At 57.1% G+C, this 20,323-nt stretch carries 16 protein-coding genes and 1 pseudogene; 9 read left to right on the plus strand and 8 right to left on the minus strand.

All coding sequences use genetic code 11. From position 1 onward, the window contains the following. Positions 1-45 precede the first annotated feature (45 nt). The 3 genes from fghA (at position 46) to IQ265_RS22035 (ending at position 2,365) form a co-directional block, all read left to right on the plus strand. Entirely contained in the window at positions 46-897 is an 852-nt protein-coding gene (fghA, locus tag IQ265_RS22025) for an S-formylglutathione hydrolase (RefSeq protein ID WP_194057580.1), read from the plus strand. Positions 898-946: 49 nt separating this feature from the next. After that, entirely contained in the window at positions 947-1,516 is a 570-nt protein-coding gene (locus tag IQ265_RS22030; protein ID WP_194057582.1) for a DUF4168 domain-containing protein, read from the plus strand. Between the two features lie 243 nt (positions 1,517-1,759). After that, on the plus strand, positions 1,760-2,365 hold the full coding sequence (locus IQ265_RS22035; protein ID WP_106872490.1) for a TetR/AcrR family transcriptional regulator: 606 nt from the start codon (positions 1,760-1,762) through the stop codon (positions 2,363-2,365). 70 nt (positions 2,366-2,435) lie between these two features. Here IQ265_RS22035 and IQ265_RS22040 read toward each other — a convergent pair whose 3' ends face one another. Beyond that, positions 2,436-3,122 (minus strand): glutathione binding-like protein, encoded by a 687-nt coding sequence (locus IQ265_RS22040; RefSeq protein WP_194057584.1) that lies wholly within the window; start codon positions 3,120-3,122, stop codon positions 2,436-2,438. Between the two features lie 312 nt (positions 3,123-3,434). On the opposite strand from IQ265_RS22040, the gene IQ265_RS22045 reads away from it, so the two are divergent. The 3 genes from IQ265_RS22045 to IQ265_RS22055 all read left to right on the plus strand — a co-directional run bounded on the left by IQ265_RS22045 (position 3,435) and on the right by IQ265_RS22055 (position 5,746). Beyond that, positions 3,435-4,202 (plus strand): hypothetical protein, encoded by a 768-nt coding sequence (locus tag IQ265_RS22045; protein WP_194057586.1) that lies wholly within the window; start codon positions 3,435-3,437, stop codon positions 4,200-4,202. 145 nt (positions 4,203-4,347) lie between these two features. After that, positions 4,348-5,037 carry a DUF4079 domain-containing protein gene (locus tag IQ265_RS22050; RefSeq protein WP_194057589.1) on the plus strand — a complete coding sequence of 230 codons (690 nt, stop codon included), beginning with the start codon at positions 4,348-4,350 and terminating at the stop codon, positions 5,035-5,037. Positions 5,038-5,197: 160 nt separating this feature from the next. Then, positions 5,198-5,746 carry a DUF2867 domain-containing protein gene (locus tag IQ265_RS22055; protein WP_194057591.1) on the plus strand — a complete coding sequence of 183 codons (549 nt, stop codon included), beginning with the start codon at positions 5,198-5,200 and terminating at the stop codon, positions 5,744-5,746. A 107-nt stretch (positions 5,747-5,853) separates the two neighbouring features. Here the strand turns inward: IQ265_RS22055 and IQ265_RS22060 are convergent, their stop codons facing one another. Continuing rightward, positions 5,854-6,870 carry a hypothetical protein gene (locus IQ265_RS22060; RefSeq protein WP_194057593.1) on the minus strand — a complete coding sequence of 339 codons (1,017 nt, stop codon included), beginning with the start codon at positions 6,868-6,870 and terminating at the stop codon, positions 5,854-5,856. Positions 6,871-7,127: 257 nt separating this feature from the next. Here IQ265_RS22060 and arr point away from each other — a divergent pair, with 257 nt between their 5' ends. After that, positions 7,128-7,544 carry an NAD(+)--rifampin ADP-ribosyltransferase gene (gene arr, locus IQ265_RS22065; RefSeq protein ID WP_194057595.1) on the plus strand — a complete coding sequence of 139 codons (417 nt, stop codon included), beginning with the start codon at positions 7,128-7,130 and terminating at the stop codon, positions 7,542-7,544. Between the two features lie 218 nt (positions 7,545-7,762). Continuing rightward, positions 7,763-10,840 (plus strand): UPF0182 family protein, encoded by a 3,078-nt coding sequence (locus IQ265_RS22070; RefSeq protein ID WP_255523804.1) that lies wholly within the window; start codon positions 7,763-7,765, stop codon positions 10,838-10,840. 207 nt (positions 10,841-11,047) lie between these two features. Here IQ265_RS22070 and IQ265_RS22075 read toward each other — a convergent pair whose 3' ends face one another. Then, positions 11,048-11,536, minus strand: coding sequence for a hypothetical protein (locus tag IQ265_RS22075; RefSeq protein ID WP_194057598.1), 489 nt, complete (start codon positions 11,534-11,536; stop codon positions 11,048-11,050). A gap of 209 nt (positions 11,537-11,745) precedes the next feature. Between IQ265_RS22075 and IQ265_RS22080 the strand changes: the two genes are divergently transcribed. After that, positions 11,746-12,684: a glycosyltransferase gene (locus IQ265_RS22080; protein ID WP_194057600.1), complete on the plus strand. Its 939-nt coding sequence runs from the start codon at positions 11,746-11,748 to the stop codon at positions 12,682-12,684. A gap of 63 nt (positions 12,685-12,747) precedes the next feature. Here the strand turns inward: IQ265_RS22080 and IQ265_RS22085 are convergent, their stop codons facing one another. The 5 genes and pseudogenes from IQ265_RS22085 to IQ265_RS22105 form a co-directional block, all read right to left on the minus strand. Then, a complete protein-coding gene (locus tag IQ265_RS22085; RefSeq protein ID WP_194057602.1) occupies positions 12,748-12,954 on the minus strand; it encodes a hypothetical protein in 207 nt (68 codons plus the stop codon). Between the two features lie 142 nt (positions 12,955-13,096). Continuing rightward, positions 13,097-13,903, minus strand: a pseudogene (locus IQ265_RS22090) (SGNH/GDSL hydrolase family protein). Between the two features lie 272 nt (positions 13,904-14,175). Beyond that, positions 14,176-15,672 carry a polysaccharide biosynthesis protein gene (locus tag IQ265_RS22095; protein WP_194057604.1) on the minus strand — a complete coding sequence of 499 codons (1,497 nt, stop codon included), beginning with the start codon at positions 15,670-15,672 and terminating at the stop codon, positions 14,176-14,178. A gap of 890 nt (positions 15,673-16,562) precedes the next feature. After that, on the minus strand, positions 16,563-19,436 hold the full coding sequence (locus IQ265_RS22100) for a tetratricopeptide repeat protein (protein WP_194057606.1): 2,874 nt from the start codon (positions 19,434-19,436) through the stop codon (positions 16,563-16,565). A gap of 118 nt (positions 19,437-19,554) precedes the next feature. Continuing rightward, positions 19,555-20,016: a pentapeptide repeat-containing protein gene (locus tag IQ265_RS22105; RefSeq protein ID WP_347405002.1), complete on the minus strand. Its 462-nt coding sequence runs from the start codon at positions 20,014-20,016 to the stop codon at positions 19,555-19,557. Positions 20,017-20,323: the final 307 nt, after the last annotated feature.

Below are 20,323 nucleotides of genomic sequence, written 5' to 3' on the forward strand. Positions count from 1 at the left end.
CCACCCATCCACCCCCCCACCCATCCACCCATCCACCCCCCACCCATGCCCCTCACCCCCCTCAACCAACACGCCTGCTTCGGCGGCACCGTCGGCTACTACAGCCACCCTTCGAGCACCTGCAACTGCGACATGCGCTTCGCGGTGTTTGTGCCGCCCCAGGCTCAGGCTGGCCCGGTGCCGGTGCTGTTTTACCTGTCGGGGCTGACCTGCACCGAAGACAATTTCACCAGTAAGGCCGGGGCGCAGCGCTACGCCGCCGAGCACGGGCTGATGCTGGTAGCCCCCGACACCAGCCCGCGCGGTGAGGGCATTCCTGATGAGGCCGATGCCTGGGACTTTGGCACCGGGGCCGGGTTCTATGTGGATGCGACCGTTGCACCCTGGAGCGCTCACTACAACATGTACAGCTATGTAGTGAGCGAACTACCGGAGCTGATTGCAGCGGAGTTTGCGGTGCGGCGCGATCGCATGGGCATTTTTGGCCACTCCATGGGCGGGCATGGAGCGCTGGTGTGCGGGCTGCGCAACCCTGAGCTGTTTAAGTCGATTTCGGCCTTTGCCCCAATCGCTGCCCCCTCCCAGTGCCCCTGGGGCCAGAAGGCATTTTCAGGCTATCTAGGTGCAGATTCCAATAGCTGGAGGGCCTACGATGCGAGCGAATTGGTCAAGGAGCACGCTCAGAAAAACCGCACTATTTTGATCGACCAGGGCACCGCTGACACTTTTCTAAACCAGAATCAGCTGCTGCCCGAGGTCTTTGAGGCGGCTTGTAAAGAGGCTGGGCAGCCCCTAATTCTACGGATGCAGCCTGGGTACGATCACAGCTACTTTTTTATATCCTCTTTTATGGCCGACCACCTGCGCCACCATGCCGATGTGTTAACAAAAGGCTAGGCTAGGGAAGACTTTCCAGGCTGACGTTTCGCGTAATCAGGAGACCCGTATGGTGAAATATTGTGCTGCTGCCCTACTAGTAATGCTGGCGTGGCTAATGCCAGGAACGGCCTGGGCTAACCCTGTTGCTCCGCTGCTGGCCCAGTCGGCCAGCGTTGAGGTGGTTGACGTCACCCCAGCCGCGATCAGCGATAGCGAGATTCCTACCTTTGCCAGGGTTTATCAAAAAGTGCAGCTCCTGCGCCTGCGGGCCGAGCAGGAGATGGCCAAGGCGGTGGAGGACGAAGGGCTGAGTATTGAGCGGTTCAATGCGATCGCAGAAACCCAGCTGACTGGCGCTGCCGAAAGCCCCGACGACATGGCCAAGGTCGCCGAAAGGGCCAAAATCTCGAAAAAGGAAGACAAGCAGTTTAAGGCGGCCGTAGACCGTATTATTGCCATTCGCCAAAGCACCGAAGCCGAGATGGAAAAAGCGATTGAAGCCGATGGCCTGGCGATCGACACCTTCAACAGCATTCTGGAGCAGTCGGCCGACGACACTGACCTGCAGCGAAAAATTAGCGATGAGATTGTGAAGCAAACTCTGGTGACAGCAGACTCGGCTGCCCAGGCTGAATAAGGGGCTATTGCTGCCAAACCCTTGGGGTCAGATCCGAAGCTCAACCCTAGTTCAAAAACAGGTCGTCTTGCAGGGGCAAACGCCGTTTGCCCCGTCCACCCACGGCTCCTACCAATATTCGGAATTAGGAGTAGTTATCTCAGGTTTTATGAGGTTATGTAAACCTCGCCCTGAGCCTCAAGATTATGGCGTCACAATGGCCTCAAGCGCTTGCTTGCGCTCACCTTTTAGAGGGCTATGATCATGGTGCCTTTCTTTAAAGCCGCCGCCGAAGTCGATACCGAAACTAAGATTCTGCAGGCGGCGCTGAAGCTGTTTGCCAAGCGGGGGTACGGAGCCACCACCACTCGCGAACTGGCGCAGGTGGCGGGGGTAGCCGAAGGCACCCTATTTCGCCACTTTGAGAATAAGAAAGCCATTTTGGTCGCGGTCGCCAGCCAGGGTTGGGTTGAAATTCTCACCGATCTGCTGACCGAGCTGAGCGAAATGGCCAGCTACAAAGCGATTGGTCAGGTGATGCAGCGGCGCATGCTCAATCTGCAAAAAAATTCGGCCCTGATGCGGGTGTGCTTTATGGAGGCGCAGTTTCACCCCGAGCTGCGCGAGCAAATTCAGACCGAAGTGATCGGCAAGATGATCGACGTAGCCGAAGCCTTTTTTCAAACTGCGATGGATCGCGGCGTCTATCGCCCCATGAACGCTCGCATGGTAGCGCGGGTGTTTTTGGGTATGTTCACCGTCGCCGGGTTTAGCCAAGACACCCTCGGCGATGAAGCCGCCTCACCCCAGTCGATGAAAGACCTGGCGGAGTGCTTGACCGACATTTTCTTGAATGGAGTGCTGGTCTAAGGCAGTCGAAAGGATCTGAGGGTAAGGGGGCGTTTCCTGAGCGGAGTCGAAGGAAGTGCCCCCTTATTCTCTACCGTCTGCCTTGGCCAAACAAAATCTTTTTCGCCTCCTCGGTCATGATCGATTCGGAGCTGATGGTTTGGGCCATTTCGTAGGCTCGCTGCACGGCCGGGCGGGCTTGGATAGTCTCGAACCAGCGCTTGAGGTTGGGGAAGTCGTCTAAATTCTGCTGCTGAGTCTGGTAGGGCACAATCCAGGGGTAGCAGGCCATGTCGGCGATCGAGTAGTCACCGGCAATGAACTCGCGGCCTTCAAGCTGGGTGTTGAGCACGCCGTAGAGCCGCTCGGTCTCTTTGACGTAGCGGTTGATGGCGTAGGGAATTTTTTCGGGGGCGTAGCTGCCGAAGTGGTGGTTTTGACCCAGCATTGGCCCCAGGCCGCCCATCTGCCAGAATAGCCACTGCATCACGTTGGCGCGATCGCGCAACCCTGTGGGCAAAAACTGCCCCGTTTTCTCGCCCAGGTACTGCAAAATTGCCCCCGACTCAAACAGGCTCAGGGGTTCACCGCCATCGGCGGGCTCGTGATCGACAATGGCGGGGATGCGGTTGTTGGGGGCAATCTGCAAAAAATCAGGGGCAAACTGCTCGCCCTTGCCGATGTGAATGGGCTTGATGGTGTAGTCTACATCGGCCTCTTCGAGAAAAATGGTGATCTTGTGGCCGTTGGGAGTTGTCCAGTAGTACAGATCGATCATGGTAGGTATCCTTGCAGGCAAAGCACAGGGGTAGACCCAAACAGCCTAAACCAAGTCCTCTGTTGCTGAAAAATTTAGTACAATTGAACTATAAAGCTGTGCTCGGTGCTAGTACGCTGAACGTAAACTGTTCCTGATAAAAGCCAGGGAAGCCTGCGACCGCTCTGCGGTGAGGATGCATTATTTCTTTCGATTTTGTTTTTATCCGAATTCCCATCTGGCCTTAGAATCAAGCGATAATTTTGGACTCGCGCCCGTTTGTTAAAGCCTGGCCCACAAAAGCTAGCCCACAGCCCCAGAGGATGACTCGTTATGGCCATTATTGCCCTCAAAGCCTGGTATCTCGAAGCCTACGAGCCGGTACGGGATCTGGAAAAGCGTCCCCAAGACCTGCGGCTAAGCAAAAATAGCCTGCTGAAGTCGGCGCTGCGGGCTGACTTTTTAGACGACAGTGCCGATGTGAAGCAGTCGGCCTGGTTTCAGCGCTACCTGGATGGCGAAACCGTGGAGTTTTACGTTGAGGGCAGCGGCGGCTATGCGATCGCCAATATCGACTTGACCAGCCACGAGATCTACTTCACCAAGCTAGAGGTAATGGCCCACCTGGAGCCTATTATCTACTTCTGCTATCAGCAGGAGTACAGCCAGTCGGCGGAGGTGCTGCACCAGGCGCTGACCGACGCGATCGAAAGCCTGAATAAGCGATCGCGCGTTGCCCTTACGCTGGAAGTGTCAAATCGCCTCAGCGACGGCCCGGCGCGGCTAAACAGTGCCCTGACCCGCAAAATTCGCAAATCGCTATTGTTTGTGGCCGACGGCACCCCAATTACCTCGGTAGAGGGCAACACGAGTTTACTGGTGCCCAGCCCCAACGTGTGCGTAGAGATGGGCTACGCCCTTCAGGCCAAGCCCGCCGAGCAAATTTTGCTGGCCCAGATGGAGCGCCCTGACATTGTTGGGCAGTACCCCTTTGACCTACCCGCCCAAAATCGGCTCACCTTTAAGACCAAGGGCGACATTGGCAAGCAGCTGCCCAAGGCGCTGGAGCAACACTTATCTCGCTTTAATCTTTGGACCTAGGGCGATCGCTACTGTAGAGCCAGCAACAGCCACCCGGCTAACACTGCTGAACGCTACGACTGTTAAGCGGATGACGGCGCAGGTTTGGGCTGGTGGCTTAAAGTAAGGAAAAAATTGCCCTAAGCGCTTGCCCTAAGGAACCTCTATGCTAGACGCCCCCGACTTGCTGAGACTGCTGCACCCGTTTTTGGCCGTTACGGTGGTGATGCCGCTGATCGGTGTAGCCGTTTACTTTGCCGTACAAACTCGCCAGCGCCGACTGGCGGTAGTTAACAAAGCCAAAACCAACATTGCCCCGATTGTGGGCAAAGAGCACGTGCGGGTGGGGCAGTGGTTGGCTGGGGCGGTGGTGGGGCTGGTGCTGCTGGGGCTAGCTCATCCAATTTTTAAGACCATCGCCCGCGAAAATGCCTGGGCTTCAGACCCGTTTCGGGTGATCTTTGTGGTGGCCATGTACCTGCTTACCCTGGCGGCGCTGGTGCTGCTGTATCGCTCTAGTGCCCGCCACTGGCGAGCCATCTTCGCCACCCTAACCGGCATGGGCCTGTGGCTGTTGGGCATGCAGCCGGGGGTGTTTCGGCGCGGCTACGAGTGGCAGGTTTCCCACTTTTACCTGGGTATGGCGGCCGCGATGCTGATGATTTTTGCCCTGGCCACCCTGCCCGAAATCTATAAGTCAAAGCGCTGGCGGCTGACCCACGCGGCTCTCAACACCGTTGCGGTGCTGCTGTTTATCAGCCAGGGCATTACCGGCACGCGCGATCTGCTCGAAATTCCGCTGCACTGGCAGGAGCCCTTTATCTACCAGTGCGATTTTCAAAATAAGAGCTGTTGAGGGGGCGATCGCCCTACGTCTCTCCCAAGCCCGCCAGCACCAGGCGCAACAGCATGGGCCGCACGTTCTCGGGTTTAGGGACCTTGCTTTAAATTCGTGGTTGAAGCGGTAATCTGAGGAGTATGGTTGAGGCAATTTTTCCGGTTGACGAGGTGAACCAATGGAAAGAATCGTTGTCCAAGAGATTGAGGTTCCGAGTGCCAGCCTGGCAATGCGATCGTTGCCACGCCTCGATTTTGCTGATGCGTTTAGATGTCAGCTTCCAGATGATCAACTTCAAAACATCGATTCAGTGACACGAGCAATTTTCTTGACAATGCCGCGAGCGATCGCGCAGCTGTTGGAATTTCGCAATGTCATTGTTCGCCCCTTTGGTCTAAAGACATCGATTGATGCAGCTCCATCCAGTAGTCAGGAAGAACTTCAACCGGGAACAGCCGTTGGCGCATTCGAGATACTCGGCCGTAGGCAGAACGACGAGATTATGCTCGGCGAAGATGATAAGCACCTAGATTACCGAGTCTCGATCCAACTGGAACGTGGGGAGAAAAAATGCTGGGTGATTGTTTCAACTGTGGTCAAGTTCAACAACTGGCTGGGTCGGGTTTATTTTGCTCCGGTTAGGCCAGTACATAAAATTATTGTTCCAGTCATGATGAGGCATGGGTTGGAGCGTTCAAAAAGTAGGGCATTAGGCGAAATGGCATAACAATTTTGTTGCGCACTGCCCGCAATAAGTCTCCATGACAATCGCATTGGCAAATCAACGCATCGAGATTTAACCGATGTGTTCGTGGAGTTTCTGAATTAGGTCTGTTAGTCTGCTAGGCCTACTCCCAGCATCAGCAATAGAAACGAATAAGAGATAGAGCAGTAGACTAAAAGTCCTAGATTAACACTGGCTACAGCTCGCCCTATCAGCAGAGGTTGCCACCAGACCAGGGTTGCCCCGATTACTCCAATTCCTAACGCAAGCACCATTAGGATCAAAGGGGTAATGCTAGTTAGTAGCCAAAATCTGAGCATTACACTGAGTCCCAATAGCATTAGGCTCGTGCCTACACCACTGGCTAAACTGGCGATGGTTCGGTTGGCTCGCTCGTAGGTTTTCCAAGCGGTCAACTTACCCAAAAGAACAGCAGCTCCAGCCCCAGCACCAATGGTTAAGACTGTTGGCAACGGGGGGCCGTCAAACCATCCCAACCAACCAGAAAAACTCGGTAGCAGCACCAAAAATATGCCATAGCTTAAACTGGTTGTGGCCACGCCTGCGTTTAACCCGGTTACCTCGTTTATTCTGCGTTGGCTATTGAACCAGGCTACGAGACAACTCAGAATTGCCGAGGCGATCGCTACTTTTTGGGTTAACCCAAACCAACCCGATTCTCCTACTTGATCAAAGGGATAGGTACGCCGAATAGCTGCCATCTGTGTAGCGCTCAACCCCAAAGTAGATGAGAATCCAGCAATGGGCAGTGCCCCAGGTCCATAGTCGTAGGATGCGCCACATTCGAACGGATTACCGCCGTAGGTCGCCTGGCACGTCACACCGGATGCAAAGCTAACCCGCTCACTGGTGGGGTATTGCATGGAAATGTTTAAAGGTTGCCCTTCCACTGTGGCTGTGCATTGATCGAGCTTATCGCTTAGGACGCAGGTAAATGCACGTCCTGGCAAAGTAAGGGTTTCTGCTGGAGGAACGCCCAGTTGTGCGTAGGCAATTCCGCCTTCAAGAACCGCAGGCGATGCCGCCACCAGTTTTACTGTGACGCTAATTACAACAGCGAGTAGTACGCCAACTACAAGCCACGAACCATAGCGAATGATACGCATCTCGCGCCTCTGTTGACCGATATGAGTTAAGACACTAGATTCGTTTGAAGTGCAATGGAGGCAGAGTGTTCCCTGATAACCCGCATTCTCAATAAAATTAGCGGGAGTGCTGTGACAATGCCAGCTTGCTCTTTTTGATCTTAATTGTTTAAGGATTGTCTAAGAACCGCCGCCTACCTGACACAAGCTATGCCATGGGCCAGCGAAAGGTTATCGCCCCTGTGCAGCCGAGCCACTAAACCTATGGGGGAAAACCGATGGCAGCGATCGACGACCTGAGTTCGCCGCAGTTTTACCATGGCACCAAGGCCGACCTGAAACCGGGAGACCTGATTGGGACCGGCCATAGCTCTAACTACGGCAGAAGAAAGACGGCCGCCTACGTCTATTTGACCGCCACCTTGGATGCAGCCATCTGGGGGGCTGAGCTGGCCCTTGGCGAGGGACCCGGCAGAATCTACCTTGTAGAGCCGACTGGCCCGATCGCAGATGACCCCAATTTGACCGACAAAAAGTATCCGGGCAACCCGACGAAATCATACCGCTCTCGCGATCCGCTGCGGGTCGTGGGCGAGGTTACAGATTGGCAGGGGCACCCGCCCGAAGTACTCAAAGCTATGCAGGACAACCTTGAGCGACTTAAGCAACTTGGCATTGAGGCTATTGAGGACTAAGCGCGATCGCTTCACCGCCCCAAGTTACCAGCGCTGACGCCACAGGCCAGCAAAACAGACTAAACAGCCGATTTTAGTGGCTTGGCGCAGCGGCGCTACAATCTAGGCATTGCTGGGGTAGCTGTCTAGCCGTAGGGCTCATGGTAAGTAAGGCGATCGCAAAGAGTTTGTCTCGGTGGGGTCTGCCCCGGTGGGGGTGGTTGAGCATTGGGCTAGCTTTGCTGGCTCTGCTCTTTTTAGATGCGATCGTTAACCTTGAGGCCGAGCGCCTCTGGTTTGCTGAGGTCAACTACCTGGAGTTGTTTTGGGTGCGGCTCGGGTCGCAGCTGGTGCTCGGCCTGATCCCCATCTTTTCTACCCTGCTATTTACCTGGAGAAATCTCACCCTGGCCGATTGGGCCAAGCCCCTAGAAGCACCGAGCGATCGCGTCTCTCGGGCTCGCAGTCTGGGGCTGAGTGGTCTGCTGCTGGTGGGGACTACCCTGAGCTTTTTAGTCGGGGTGCAGCTCATTTACCAAGGTCAAATTGCCGGGGGCTTTTGGCAGCAGACGGCTACCCTTTATGACTCCAGTACGCCGCTGCCTCTATGGCCCAAGCTGCAGCTGTTCAACGTCATTGGCCAAATTTTTATTACCCAACCCTGGCTGGTCATTGCCATGGTTATCAGCACGGTGGCGTTTCTGATCTATCCCCGACAGCTGGGGCGACTGGCGGCGGTGTTGATGAGCCTGGGCTACGGACTAATTTTGGCTAAGCAGTGGCCCTCGGTGCTGCTGGCCCTCAAACCAGTGCCCTACAACCAGGTTGAGCCCATCTTCAACCGAGATATTTCCTTCTATATCTTTCGCCTGCCGGTGCTGCACCTGCTGGAGTTTTGGGTGGTAGGCACCCTGTTTTTTACCCTGGTTAGCGTGTATCTGGTCTATCTTCTAGCCCACAACACCCTTAGCCAGGGGCGGTTTTATGGCTTTTCGCAGCAGCAGCAGCAGCACCTGTACACCCTAGCCGGGCTGCTGTTTTTGGCCACCAGCTTTAGTCACTGGCTGGGCCGCTACGAGGTGCTTTTCTCCCGCGAAGGGGTAGTGTACGGAGCGGGCTACACCCATATTCACGTGCTGCTGCCCGCCAACTGGATGCTGGCCATTGTCACCCTGATTTTGGGCCTGGTCTTTTTGCTGCGGGGGCGGATGGGGGCACGGGGCTATGTTAACCCCATGCGGGAAGGGGCACGGGCGCGCGTGCAGGGCTCAACCCTGGGCTGGTGGACGGGGTTTGGGCGCACCAGCCTGCTGGTCAAGGGCATCTGCGGCTACCTGGTGCTAACGGTGCTGGGTCTGGTGCTGGCTCCCATGGTGGTGCAGCGGCTGGTGGTGCAGCCCAACGAGCTACAGCGAGAGCGGCCCTACATTACTAACTCCATTGCTCTTACCCGCTCGGCCTTTGATCTAGAGGCGATCGAGTCAGAGCCCTTCGACCCTAGCGGTGATTTGACAGCTGCAGACTTAGAAGAAAACGATCTCACCCTAGAAAATATTCGCCTGTGGGACTCGCGGCCCCTGCTCGATAGCAATCGCCAGCTCCAGCAGATTCGGCTGTACTACGAATTTAAAGATGCCGATTTTGACCGCTACAACATTCTGAACCAGCAGCGGCGATCGGAGCGCCGCCAGGTAATGATCTCGGCCCGGGAGCTGAACTATGAGCGGGTGCCCGAGATCGCAAAAACCTGGGTTAACGAGCATTTGGTCTACACCCACGGTTTTGGTTTCACCATGAGCCCGGTGAATACCGCTGGCCCCGACGGGTTGCCCACCTACTTTGTGCGCGGCATCGACAATATTCCTAGCAGTGAGGAGGTGCGCCAGAGCATTCCGGTTGGCGACCCGCGCCTGTATTTTGGCGAGCTAACCGATACCTACATCATGACCAACACCCAGGTGCTGGAGCTCGATTACCCCAGCGGCAACGAGAATATCTACACCACCTACCTGGGCCGGGGCGGCATTCGTTTGGGCAACCTCTGGCGGCGACTGCTGTTTGCCCGCCACCTGTTTGACTGGCGCATGCTGTTTACCGAAGACTTTACCGACAATACGCGGCTGCTGTACCGTCGCAACATTGCCGATCGCGTGCGGGCGATCGCGCCCTTTTTGCGCTTTGACACCGACCCCTACCTGGTCACGGTCGATATTGACGATGCCTCTAGCGGGTGGGGCACCGGCCCTGTCCACGGCAGCCGTGCCCCCGCCACCGTTGACTTCGACACGTTTCGCGATCGCGACCCCAACTTCATTGCCGAAAACTTTAATGCCCAGAGCGGCGAGAACTACCTCTACTGGATTATCGACGCCTATACCGTCAGCGGCCGCTACCCCTACTCCGACCCTGGCGACAACGATTTCAACTACATTCGCAACTCGGTCAAAGTTGTAGTCGATGCCTTTAACGGGTCGGTGAGCTTTTTTGTCTCCGAGCCCAACGACCCCATTATTCAAACCTGGACTCGCCTGCTGCCCAACATGTTTGAGTCGCTGGAAGCTATGCCCGACAACCTGCGCGCCCACATTCGCTACCCGCAGGACTTGTTCTCGGTGCAGGCCGATTCGCTGATGACGTACCACATGACCGACCCCCAGGTGTTCTACAACCGGGAGGACCAGTGGCGCGCCCCCAGCGAGATCTACGCCAGCGAGACTCAGCGGGTAGAACCCTACTACCTGATTATGAAGCTGCCCCAGGAGGACACCGAGGAATTTGTGCTGCTGCGGCTGTTTACCCCGGCCCAGCGCAACAACCTGATTGCCTGGCTGGCGGCTAGATCAGACGGCGATCGCTACGGGCTCAGGTTGCTCTACCGCTTCCCCAAACAAGAGCTGGTCTTCGGCCCCGAGCAGATCGAGGCCCGCATCAACCAGGACCCCGAAATTTCTCAGCGCATCTCATTGTGGGATACCCAGGGGTCGCGAGCGCAGCAGGGTAACCTGCTGGTAATACCGATCGAGCAGTCGCTGCTCTACGTCGAGCCGCTGTACCTGGTGGCCGAGCAAAACCAGCTGCCCACCCTGACCCGGGTAATTATGGTCTACCGCAACCGGATTGCCATGGCCCCCACCCTACAGGCGGTGCTGTCGGCAATATTTTTAGAAGAACCGGAGCCCGCAGTCCCTATTTTGCGCGATCTGGGCGAAGACGCCCCCGACGACAACCCAGTGCCGGGGCTGCTCGACATCGAAACCCCCTCCGGCGCACCGGCCAATGAGGGTGAAGACCTCGCCCCCACCGCACCCGATTCGTAGCCAACGGAGGATTTAGGGCTGTCTGAGGCTAGCCCCAGACGGCCGAGACGGCTATTCTACAAAACGATCGACACTCCCGTCCTGGGGCGAGTCGTCAATTTCAGCCGAAGTTCTGATGCCGTCAGCATTGCCACGACTGACCCAAAAATAGGCTAGGGGCTGTAACCCCTGATGGTTGAACCATTGACGGCTAATTGGTGACAGCCCCTAGGGGCGATCTAAAAACTGCTCGATCATCTCTTTGGCGGGTTCGACCATGGCCCAGGTGCCATCGGCCTGACGACGCAGGGTGGCAAAGGAAACGCTATCGCCGCTGCCGATGGGTTCGCCCTGGACGAGGTCGCCTAGCTTGGCCTGGCGCAGCCCGCAGACGCGAAACAGGTAGGCGGGCACATCGGGGCTCGACAAGATTACGCAGAGATCGCCCTTGCCTTCGTCGGGCTGCACCTGACCGTCGAAGGGCATAAACACACGCTTGCCCTGGATGTCGAGGGTGATATCGCCCAGGCCGCTCTGCACCTGGTACCCGGCCAGGCGATCGCCCGGCTGCAGCGCCCACTTCTGAGACAGCGTAACGTTGCGGGGGCCGGGATTGGCGCTAGGGCCGGAGCAGCCCCAAAGGCCGCCCAGTAGCACCAGGGCTAAGACTCCCAGGCGACGGTTTAACCGATTTTTCCCCTGATCGCGATCGCTCACCATGTGCCTTTGCCGTGCGCCCTGCCTAAACCCGTAAGTTGCGAACGACAGGTTGCAACCTGTTACCCGCAAAAATACGCTTGAACTAAAGTTCATACATACTGAATTATGCCACGGATTTTTAGGGGCGGTGCAGTTTCCCGGCCCAGCGCCGTGACGTAGGGCGAAGGGAAGGCGCTAGGATAATAACGCTCTCTGGAAGGCCCACCGTGTTTATCAGCGTTGTTACCCCCACCTATAACCGCCAACCCGTCCTAGAAAAATGCCTCCGTGCCCTGGAGCAGCAGGTCTACGACCCGGCGCTGATTACCGACTATGAACTGGTGGTGGTGGACGACGGCTCCATCGACGGCACCCAAGATTGGCTGCGGCAAAACGCCGCCGAGTTTCCCCATGTGCGGCTGTTTGAGCGCAACCACGGCGGTGCGGGGGCGGCTCGCAACTACGGGGTTGAGGTGGCTCGGGGCGACACCATTGCCTTCATCGACAGCGACGTAATTTTGGTACCGGGGGCGCTGCAGGCCCACGCCCAGGCCCTGAGCAATGCCTACCAGCGGCTGGGGGACGATCGCGCCTTTAGCGCCGGTCGCCTGGTCAACACCTGCAACTTCGAGCAGCCCACCACCGAACCGGCCAAGGTCACCGATTTTTCAAACGCCTTTTTCGATACGGCCAACGTGGCGATCGCCCGCCACTGGCTGCTCACCGCCGGCCTGTTTGACCCCGATTTTCGCCTCTACGGCTGGGAAGATTTGGAGCTGGGAGTGCGGCTTAAGAACCTGGGTGTTTCCATGGTCAAGGTGCCTGAGGCCCTGGGCTACCACTACCACGCCCCCTTTGCCCTCGATCAAATTCCTAAAATGATTGATCAAGAAATTCAGCGGGGCCGCATGGGGGCACTATTTTACCAAAAGCACCCCACCCGCGAAGTCAAGATGATGATTCAAATGACCTGGCTGCACCGCATTTTGTGGGGCGTGCTCACCGCTGGCGGCAGGCTCAATGAGAAAACCATGGCCCCCCTGCTGCGCTGGCTGATCGACCAGGGTAAATCCCAGCTGGCCCTGGAGCTGGCGCGAGTGTTCTTAAACTGGTACACGGTGCAGGGGGTGTATGCGGCCTACAGTGAGCTGCAGCGGGAAGGGTGAATGGTCGGGTAGATGAGTGGTTGGGGGGATGGGGGCAGGACAGACCAACTGCCCCCAACGGGTTTATAGCAAAAACATTTCGGCGGCGCTGGCGATCGCCATAGCCAGCAGCGCTACTGAAACGTATTGCATAACGGGTGTTTTGTGCTGGCGTCGCCGTTCGGCAGATCGCAGCGCGCCTGAAATGTGGGGAGCACCCAGCAGGAAAAAGAACAGTTGGAGGATATCGACCTTCCGCCGTTCCAGAGTCAAGGGGGGTTGGGGATGCATCGGTAGTTCTCCTTTGCGATTAACACAGGCTCAGCCAGATGTGGCCAGGCACAATGTAACACAATATTAAAAAATGTTGTGTTATGGCGCAATGTGATCGACTCAATCAAGTCGGCACAGGGCCAGTGGGCAGCAGCGGCTGCTACCAGAGGTCACTCAGGGGGTCGGGGGGTAGCGGTGAAGCAGCATCAGGGGAGCGGTGATGGCAGGCCGCGGCCACCAGTTCGGCCAGGGCCTGCCCCACCCAGCGGTTGCCCTCGGCGCTGAGGTGAATATGGTCAAAGTACAGCGGTTCGTAGCGGGTCTGCTGAAACCGAGGCAAAAAATCGAGGTAGGGCACGCCCTCGGCCAGGGCAAAGGCAGTGAGGCGCTGGCGGGCAACGCGTTCGTAGTCGCGGGGGCCGTCGTCTTGCAGCTCGCGGCGCAGGGGGGTCATGGCGATCGCCAGCCGCCCCCCGGCGGCCTCGACCACCTGCTTTAGCTGGCGAATAGCCTCTAGGTTGACGCCGACGCGATCGCCCCCCTGGTCGTGCAGGGCCTGCAACTCAGCGCTGGGGGTATATTTGCGGCGGCGGCCCAGGGCCTCCCACAGAGCTAACGGCSGSMRRYRKRYSSSSWRCKSKGRGTTGCNNMSSMSSTSMWMGMYSWGGGGGGCGATCGCAAACAGATCGTCAGTGTTGAGCACCAACAGCACCACCTGGGACTCAAAGGTGCCAAACCGCAGCACGTAGCCCAGTTCGTTGCGCGGCCCCCAGGAGTTGGCCGAGGCGTTGAGTACCTCCACCTGCTGAAACTCGGCGGGTTTGATCGGTTCCAGGGCGGCCTGCAGCTTGAGCGACAGCAGCTCGGCCTGGTCAGTCCACCAGCCACCATTGACAATCGAATCGCCCACCATCAGCACCCGCAGGGTGTCGGCGGTGCGGTGTGGCGCAATGGCTGGCCCCCGCATGGAGTAGGCGTTGACGGCAATGCGGTTGCCCCGCCGCCGCAGGTTCTGGTGGGGGGCCAGCCGGTAGCCGGTGCGGGCATCGGCCACATAGAGGGGTGGGTTGCCCAAGCCATACCTGACCCGCAGAAAAATTTCCGCGACGGCGAGGGTCAACGCCCCAATGGCCAATACCCAAAGCACAATTTTTACCAACGTTCTGCCGATCGCAGCACCAGCATTTTAGTCACAATCCTGACAGTTTGGGGCACTGGTTTGCCAGTCTAAGCCCCAGTCTAGGCCACAGATTGGCTTCGTCTGTCGGCAAGGCTTTCGATCATCAGCCTAATTGTGTATCTGTGGGCATCCAGGGTCATGCCATCCAAACCCAGGTAGTTAGGATCGGTACCCCAGTTGAGCACCTTAAGAATGAGTTCGACCGGCGCTTTAGCATACATAGAGCGGGCAACGGCTAGCACGCATTCTGCCAAGCTCGTTTTGAGGTTTGCCTCAGGGGTTTCAGGGTTTTCGAGCAGACGCTCCACAGCGGCTAGCCGAGTTTCGAAAGTTTGAGGACAAAACGGCATGGCCGGAGACACAATAAAATCTCCAGAACTATCAACTCGACTAGAAGCTTTTTCAATTGCGTTGACCAGCATGTTGGCTTCCGTGGGGTCATCCCAATCGACCTGTCCCCGAAAGAACCCTTCTTCATAACCCGCTGGAGAGCCTTGAAAATAAATGGGAAGCCGTTTGCCAGACTGAAGAATTTTATGCAGAGCAATTTCGAGGGTTTCTACCGGCCAGCCCAAGTTGCGACAAACCAGAAACTCTAACTGCTGAGGTTGAGCAATAGCCAAACTGTTCAGTAAAAGACTGACGGCCTCATGAACATTTTGTGCACAAATATATTTATCTGGGGCGTGGATATTGACAATTCCACCCTTTTCTACCTTGCGATTGTACTGCTCGCAAACGGAACTATTGTCTAGCATGTGCGTAAATCTGACCATGCCGTAGGTGGTAGAGCCATGCTGAGTTGCTTGGGTAAAGAGCCACTCGCATACTTTCTTTGTGGCGGCATAGACCTCACCGGTAATATAGCGAGAAGCTTTGCCGGTAGAAGAAAAAATGCACTGCTTTACAGCGTATTTTTCACACAGACGAATTACATTTCGTGTGCCAAAAATATTGGTTGTAATTGCCTCTCGAACCTGCTGTTCGGCTACGTATGGCAGGCGAATCGCCGCCAGGTGAAAAATCACATCGGGTTTTTCAGCAGCAAAAATCTGATCGAGTTGGTCAAAATCTCTAACGTCAGCTGTGTAGTGTACTTTTTGTTGTTTTGAAGGGGCTGCGGCGGAATGCGGTGTAGAACCCTGATCGGCAACATCTACAACGACTATCTTTTTGACCTTAAAGCCTTCAAGGGCCTGAATCAAATGGCTTCCTACACATCCTCGGCCGCCTGTTACGACAACTGTTGCGTCCTTGAGCCGAGCTTCTACAATGTCTTTGTGACAGTAAACTCTGCGATTCCACACGTCTTCAAAGGGATCGGCCTGAAGCTGGCCGGCCGCCTGGTAAGCTTGAATAAGCTGATCGGTTAGCAGGGTTAGCTTGCTGAGCACTAAGTCATCCTGGGGCTGGGGAGAACCTGCTGGTACCAACTGCTTAATTGCGTTAATAATCGCGCCTCGCTGATTAGCTGAGGAAATTAGATCGGTGTGATCTGAGCGAGTGTCTAATACTGGGACCATTTCTGAAACCGGGCTGCGATTAGAGTAAGGCATGGTAGTAATAACCTAGCAAGGTAAGACTAAAGCTATAAAAGGGGAAATAACAAAACTTTGATAACCTTTAAAGAGTAAGTAAACCTTGGCGGCTGTGTCGGTACAGGTCAATGGCTCACACCCATTAAATTAGAGTTTTGTCTTTTTCTGAAAAAGGATGGCTCGTGGTCATGGAAGCTAGGACATCAGGAACTCTAAAAACGTTCGCGTATTGAAATATTGGCACCAAGAAACAACCCACCTAAAATGGCAGCAGCCATACTAGATCAGCAAAGCTAACGTATCAGTAAACGGGAATCATAAAAGCTCAGCAAAATCTAAGAGAGTTCCTAGATTTTACTAAGCCAAGATTAACCTATGCGTGCCATCCAATTTTCAGAGCGGCTATAGAGCCGCAGAGATCTTTATTAGAAAAGAACGATGTGTAAAGACTTTATGCATGCGCCAGAACTCAAACAGGCCAAATATTGCGATCGCGCGTAAATTACGAATTTTTTTAGGGAGGGCAGAACGTTTGGATGAATGTAGCCATCGCCAGAGCGGTTAGGACATAACTTGGATCTCCTGAGGCAATGGCTACACGCCATGGCGCTATCCCAGCTTTTGCCACTGGAAGAGGCCGTTGTCCTAAGCGCGATAGCCATCGCTATATTTTGTCGTTTTACACTCACGAAGCAATTTGGCTTGTGACACCTCACTCATTGATGCTGAAAGCACTGCGGAGCAAACGCCGTTTGCTCTAGGCCTGAACAGCGGTGGTATAGCCCGTGGTAGGACATAGCAAAGGCTGTGCAGCGACGGCTATCAGCCGGTTCGCTAACCGAGTTTTGGCACCCGAGTTTTGGCTAAAGACGGTTGCCGATGGCCGTGAACTGACCAGCGCTGTAGATCTACGTTTCTACGAGTTCACGGAACCAGTTATCGCTCCACAGTTCGTCAAAGGCCGGTTCGGTGCGGGCCTCTTCGCGGTAGTCCGGGTCGAGGCGCACGGCCTGCTGTAGCGCTTCCATAGCGTTGTCAAACTGGCGCTGCAGGGCGTAGCAGAGGGCTTTGTTGTAGTGGGCTTTGGGGTAGTCGGGGTCAAGGGCGATCGCCCTATCAAAGCTCTTGATGGCGTCGTCGTCGCGGCCCAGCTTGACCAGGGCCAGCCCTCGGTTGTCCCAGGCTTTGGGGGCCTCGGGGTTAAAGCGGGTGGCCTTGTCAAAGCTGACGAGGGCATCGTCGTAGCGCTCTAGCTCGATTAGCGAGAGGCCTCGGTTGAGCCAGGCGATCGCATCGTTGGCCTGGTACTCGACCGCCTTATCAAAGGAGTTAAACGCCTCCTCGTGCTGCTGCAAAATACCGTAGGACACGCCGCGATTGACCCAGGCTTCGTGGTATTCGGGGTGAATTTCGAGGGCGCGGTCAAAGGCGGTAATGGCCTCTTCGCGGCGCTTCAAGCGGCTCAGCACCATACCCCGGTTGAGCCAGGCTTTGGCGTCGTCGGGGGTAACTTCGGTGAGCTGATCGAATACGGTCAGGGCGTCTTCGTGGCGGCGCAGCTCGCGCAGAACCAGGCCTTTCTGCATCAGCGCCCCGGTGTGTTTGGGCTCTAGCTCTAGGGCGTGGTTAAGAGAGTCGATCGCCCCCTCGAGCTGCTCTAGGGCCTGCTGGGCCTGGGCGCGGTTGAGCCACACCTGGGTGTTGACGGGCTGAATGTCGAGGGCTTTGTCGTACTCGGCCACCGCCAGGGCGTAGTCGCCGTCGGCCAGGTAGCGATCGCCCCGGCCAATGTACTCATCGGCGGTGAGAAACAGCTGGGGCCGGTTGGTCTCCAGCCGACCAATCTTGTCGGTAATTGTCTCGAACTGCTGCCGCGCCTCGCTCATAAACGAGTCGGCCAGGTACTGGGGCGACACTTCGCCCAGGCGGCGCATAATCTCATCTTTTTGATGCTGGGCCTCGGCCTGAATCGCCTCCAGCCGCACTCGGTAGCTCTGCTGCAGGTCGCCCAGTCGGCCCAGGGTAACCTCGCGACCCGCCTCAATGTCGGCTTCGAGCTGGGCAAAGCGCTCGGCCATCTCGGCCATTAGCCCGTCAAGCTGGGTGCGGGCGGCGGCCTCGCGCTCGGCGGTGGTGGTGCCCAGGCTGGCCAGGTCTTCGCTGAGGCGGGCATCAAAGCTGTCGATTTTGTCGAGGACGCGATCGCGGCGGGTAAAAATCGTCTGGCGCACCTGGTTCAGCTGCTCGGTAAAGGCGGCTTCCATCGCCCGCAGCCCGTCGAGGATCTGGGTCTGCTGCTCACCCGTGGCCTCCTGCAGCACCCGCGCCTGCTGGCGAAAGGCGCTGGCGGTGGCGTCGATATCGGCCAGCAGGGTCGATCGCTGAATTTCGGCCTCGGTGGCCATCTGGCCCAGCTGGTTCTGCAAGGCCTGGGCAGCGCGCTGAAAGTCGTCGAGGGTGTTTTGCTGGCGGGCATCGACCTCGGTGCGGGTGGCGGCAAAGCGTTCCAGGGCTTCGTCGGCGGCCCGGCGCAGGTCGCCCAGCAGCATGTCCTGTCGGTTTTCAATCTCGACTTTATGGCCGCCGAACTGGGCCAAAAACTCGTCGGCCTGGCGGCGCAGGTCGGCCAAAATGCGGCTGCGCTGGCCATCGACCTCGCTGCGCAGGTTGGCAAAGCGCTGGGTGAACTCATCGATGGAGCGCTGAATGGTTTGCAGGGCCAGATCGCGCTCGCCCAGGGCGCTGACCTGCAGCTCGCCCAGCTGACGGCCAATCTCGTCGGTCTGGGTTTGCAGGCGGCTGAGGCTGCTCTGGCGCAGGGCATCGAGGGCTTCGGCAATGGCAGCAGTCTGGCGCTCAACCTGGTCGCTGGCCTGGGTGGTGAGCTGCTGGCGCAGATCGGCCAGGGCCACCATGACGCGATCGCGCTCCTCCTGCATAGCCTGGGTCATGGTGCCCATCTGGTCGGCAAAGCTGGTTTCGGCATTGCCAATTTTTTGCAGCACCGCATCCTGGTGCACTTCCACATCGCTGCGCAGGCGGTTGACATCGCGCAAAAAGCCGGTCTGGTTCTCTTCTAGGGTGCGAAACACCACATCGCGCTGGAGCTGGGTATCTTTGCGCAGAGTGGTGATCTCGTCGTCGGCCGCGGCCCGTAGCCCGGTCAGGTGGCCGACAAAGTTGGCCTCGGTGCTCTCCAGCTTCACCTGCAGGTCGCTCAGGGTTGACTGCCAGTCGTTGATGGTGCGGGCCTTAAACTCGGCCAGGTCATCCACCAGCCGGTTGAGCACCTGCTTTTTGGTAACGGCTTCTTCTTGAAAGCGATCGGTGCGGCTGTTGAGTTCGGTGGCCCGCTCTTTGGCCTGGGTCAAAATGTAGTCGAGGTCGCGGGTGGCGGTTTGAATTTTGGTTTCTAAATCGGTGATGTCGTTGATCTGGTTGCGAACGACTACCGAGACCTCTTGAATCACCGATCGCCGCATCAGCCAGAGCATCACCACCCCCAGGCCCAGCAGCAGCACCAGGGTGCCCAGCATGACAAAAAACAGCGTGGTGGCGCGGCGAAAGGCCAGGTCGGCCTCGGTGCTGAGCCGCTCGATCTCGGCGGTGGTGGCCGCCTGGGCCAGCAGCACGGGCTCCTGGGCTGGGTCAGGGGTGGCGGTTTGGGCAGCGACCCGTTCCGAAAAACCGGGCTGAATCACCACCCCACCGCTGATTAACATCAGCACCAGCAACAGCAGGGGACGGGGGACATCGGCCAGGGAACGCATGGGCTGCCTCATCAGGACTTTCCTAATGGAATATGCCTAGGATACCTGATACTTCAGGGGGTGAGGGCAGCGGAAGCTAACATTCACCCCTGGGGGCAGGCCCTCTGCTGCCTTGCCAGCGGCCCTTTTGCTAGCGGCCATAGTTGTAGCCGCTGGGCAAGATGGTGGTGCGATCGCAGCAGCTCTGGTCTAGATCGACCCCGGTGGCGCGAAACAGGTTGCAGCGGCTGAGGGTAGCCTTGGTGAGGTCGGCCCCCTCCAGCCTGGCCCCGCTGAGGTTGGCCCCGCTGAGGTTGGCCCCGTGCAGGGTCGCCCCCTGCAAATCGGCCCCGCTGAGGTTGGCCCCAACCAGGCTGGCTCTGGTTAGATTGGCCCCCCGCAGGTCGGCGCGGCCCAGGTCGACCTCACTCAGCACCGCCCCGGCCAGGTCAGCGCCATAGAGGTTGATGTTGCCCAGGTGAGCTTTGATCAGGCTGGCCCCGGCCAGTTTGGCCATACTGAGGTTGCCGTAGGGAATGTAGCAGTCATCTAGGCAGCTGCCCTGCAGCTCAATCTGGCGCAGGTCTACCTCGAATAATTCAGCTCCGGTCAAATTGACTCTTGAAAAACACCGCTGACCGTTTCTATATGCCGCCAGTAAAGCCTCTTTGGTAAGTTGATCCATCGTGTGTTGAAGTAAGGCTGTGAGCCTAAGTATTTGTGCTCAACAAAAGAACACCTGCCAATGTAATCGTTTACGTTTCGCAACAACAAAGCGTTAATGATGTCTTCAGGTTTTTAGGAGGGCCGGGATAGCTATCCCCCTAGACTTCATTCCTCTCTCCCCCTGGCCCCATGCCCGATCGCCCAGGCTTGTATAGAATCTAGACAGCCGTCTGCAAGCTGCGATCGCCCAACTG

The sequence above is a fragment of the Nodosilinea sp. LEGE 06152 genome (assembly GCF_015207525.1).
GTDB lineage: Bacteria > Cyanobacteriota > Cyanobacteriia > Phormidesmidales > Phormidesmidaceae > Nodosilinea.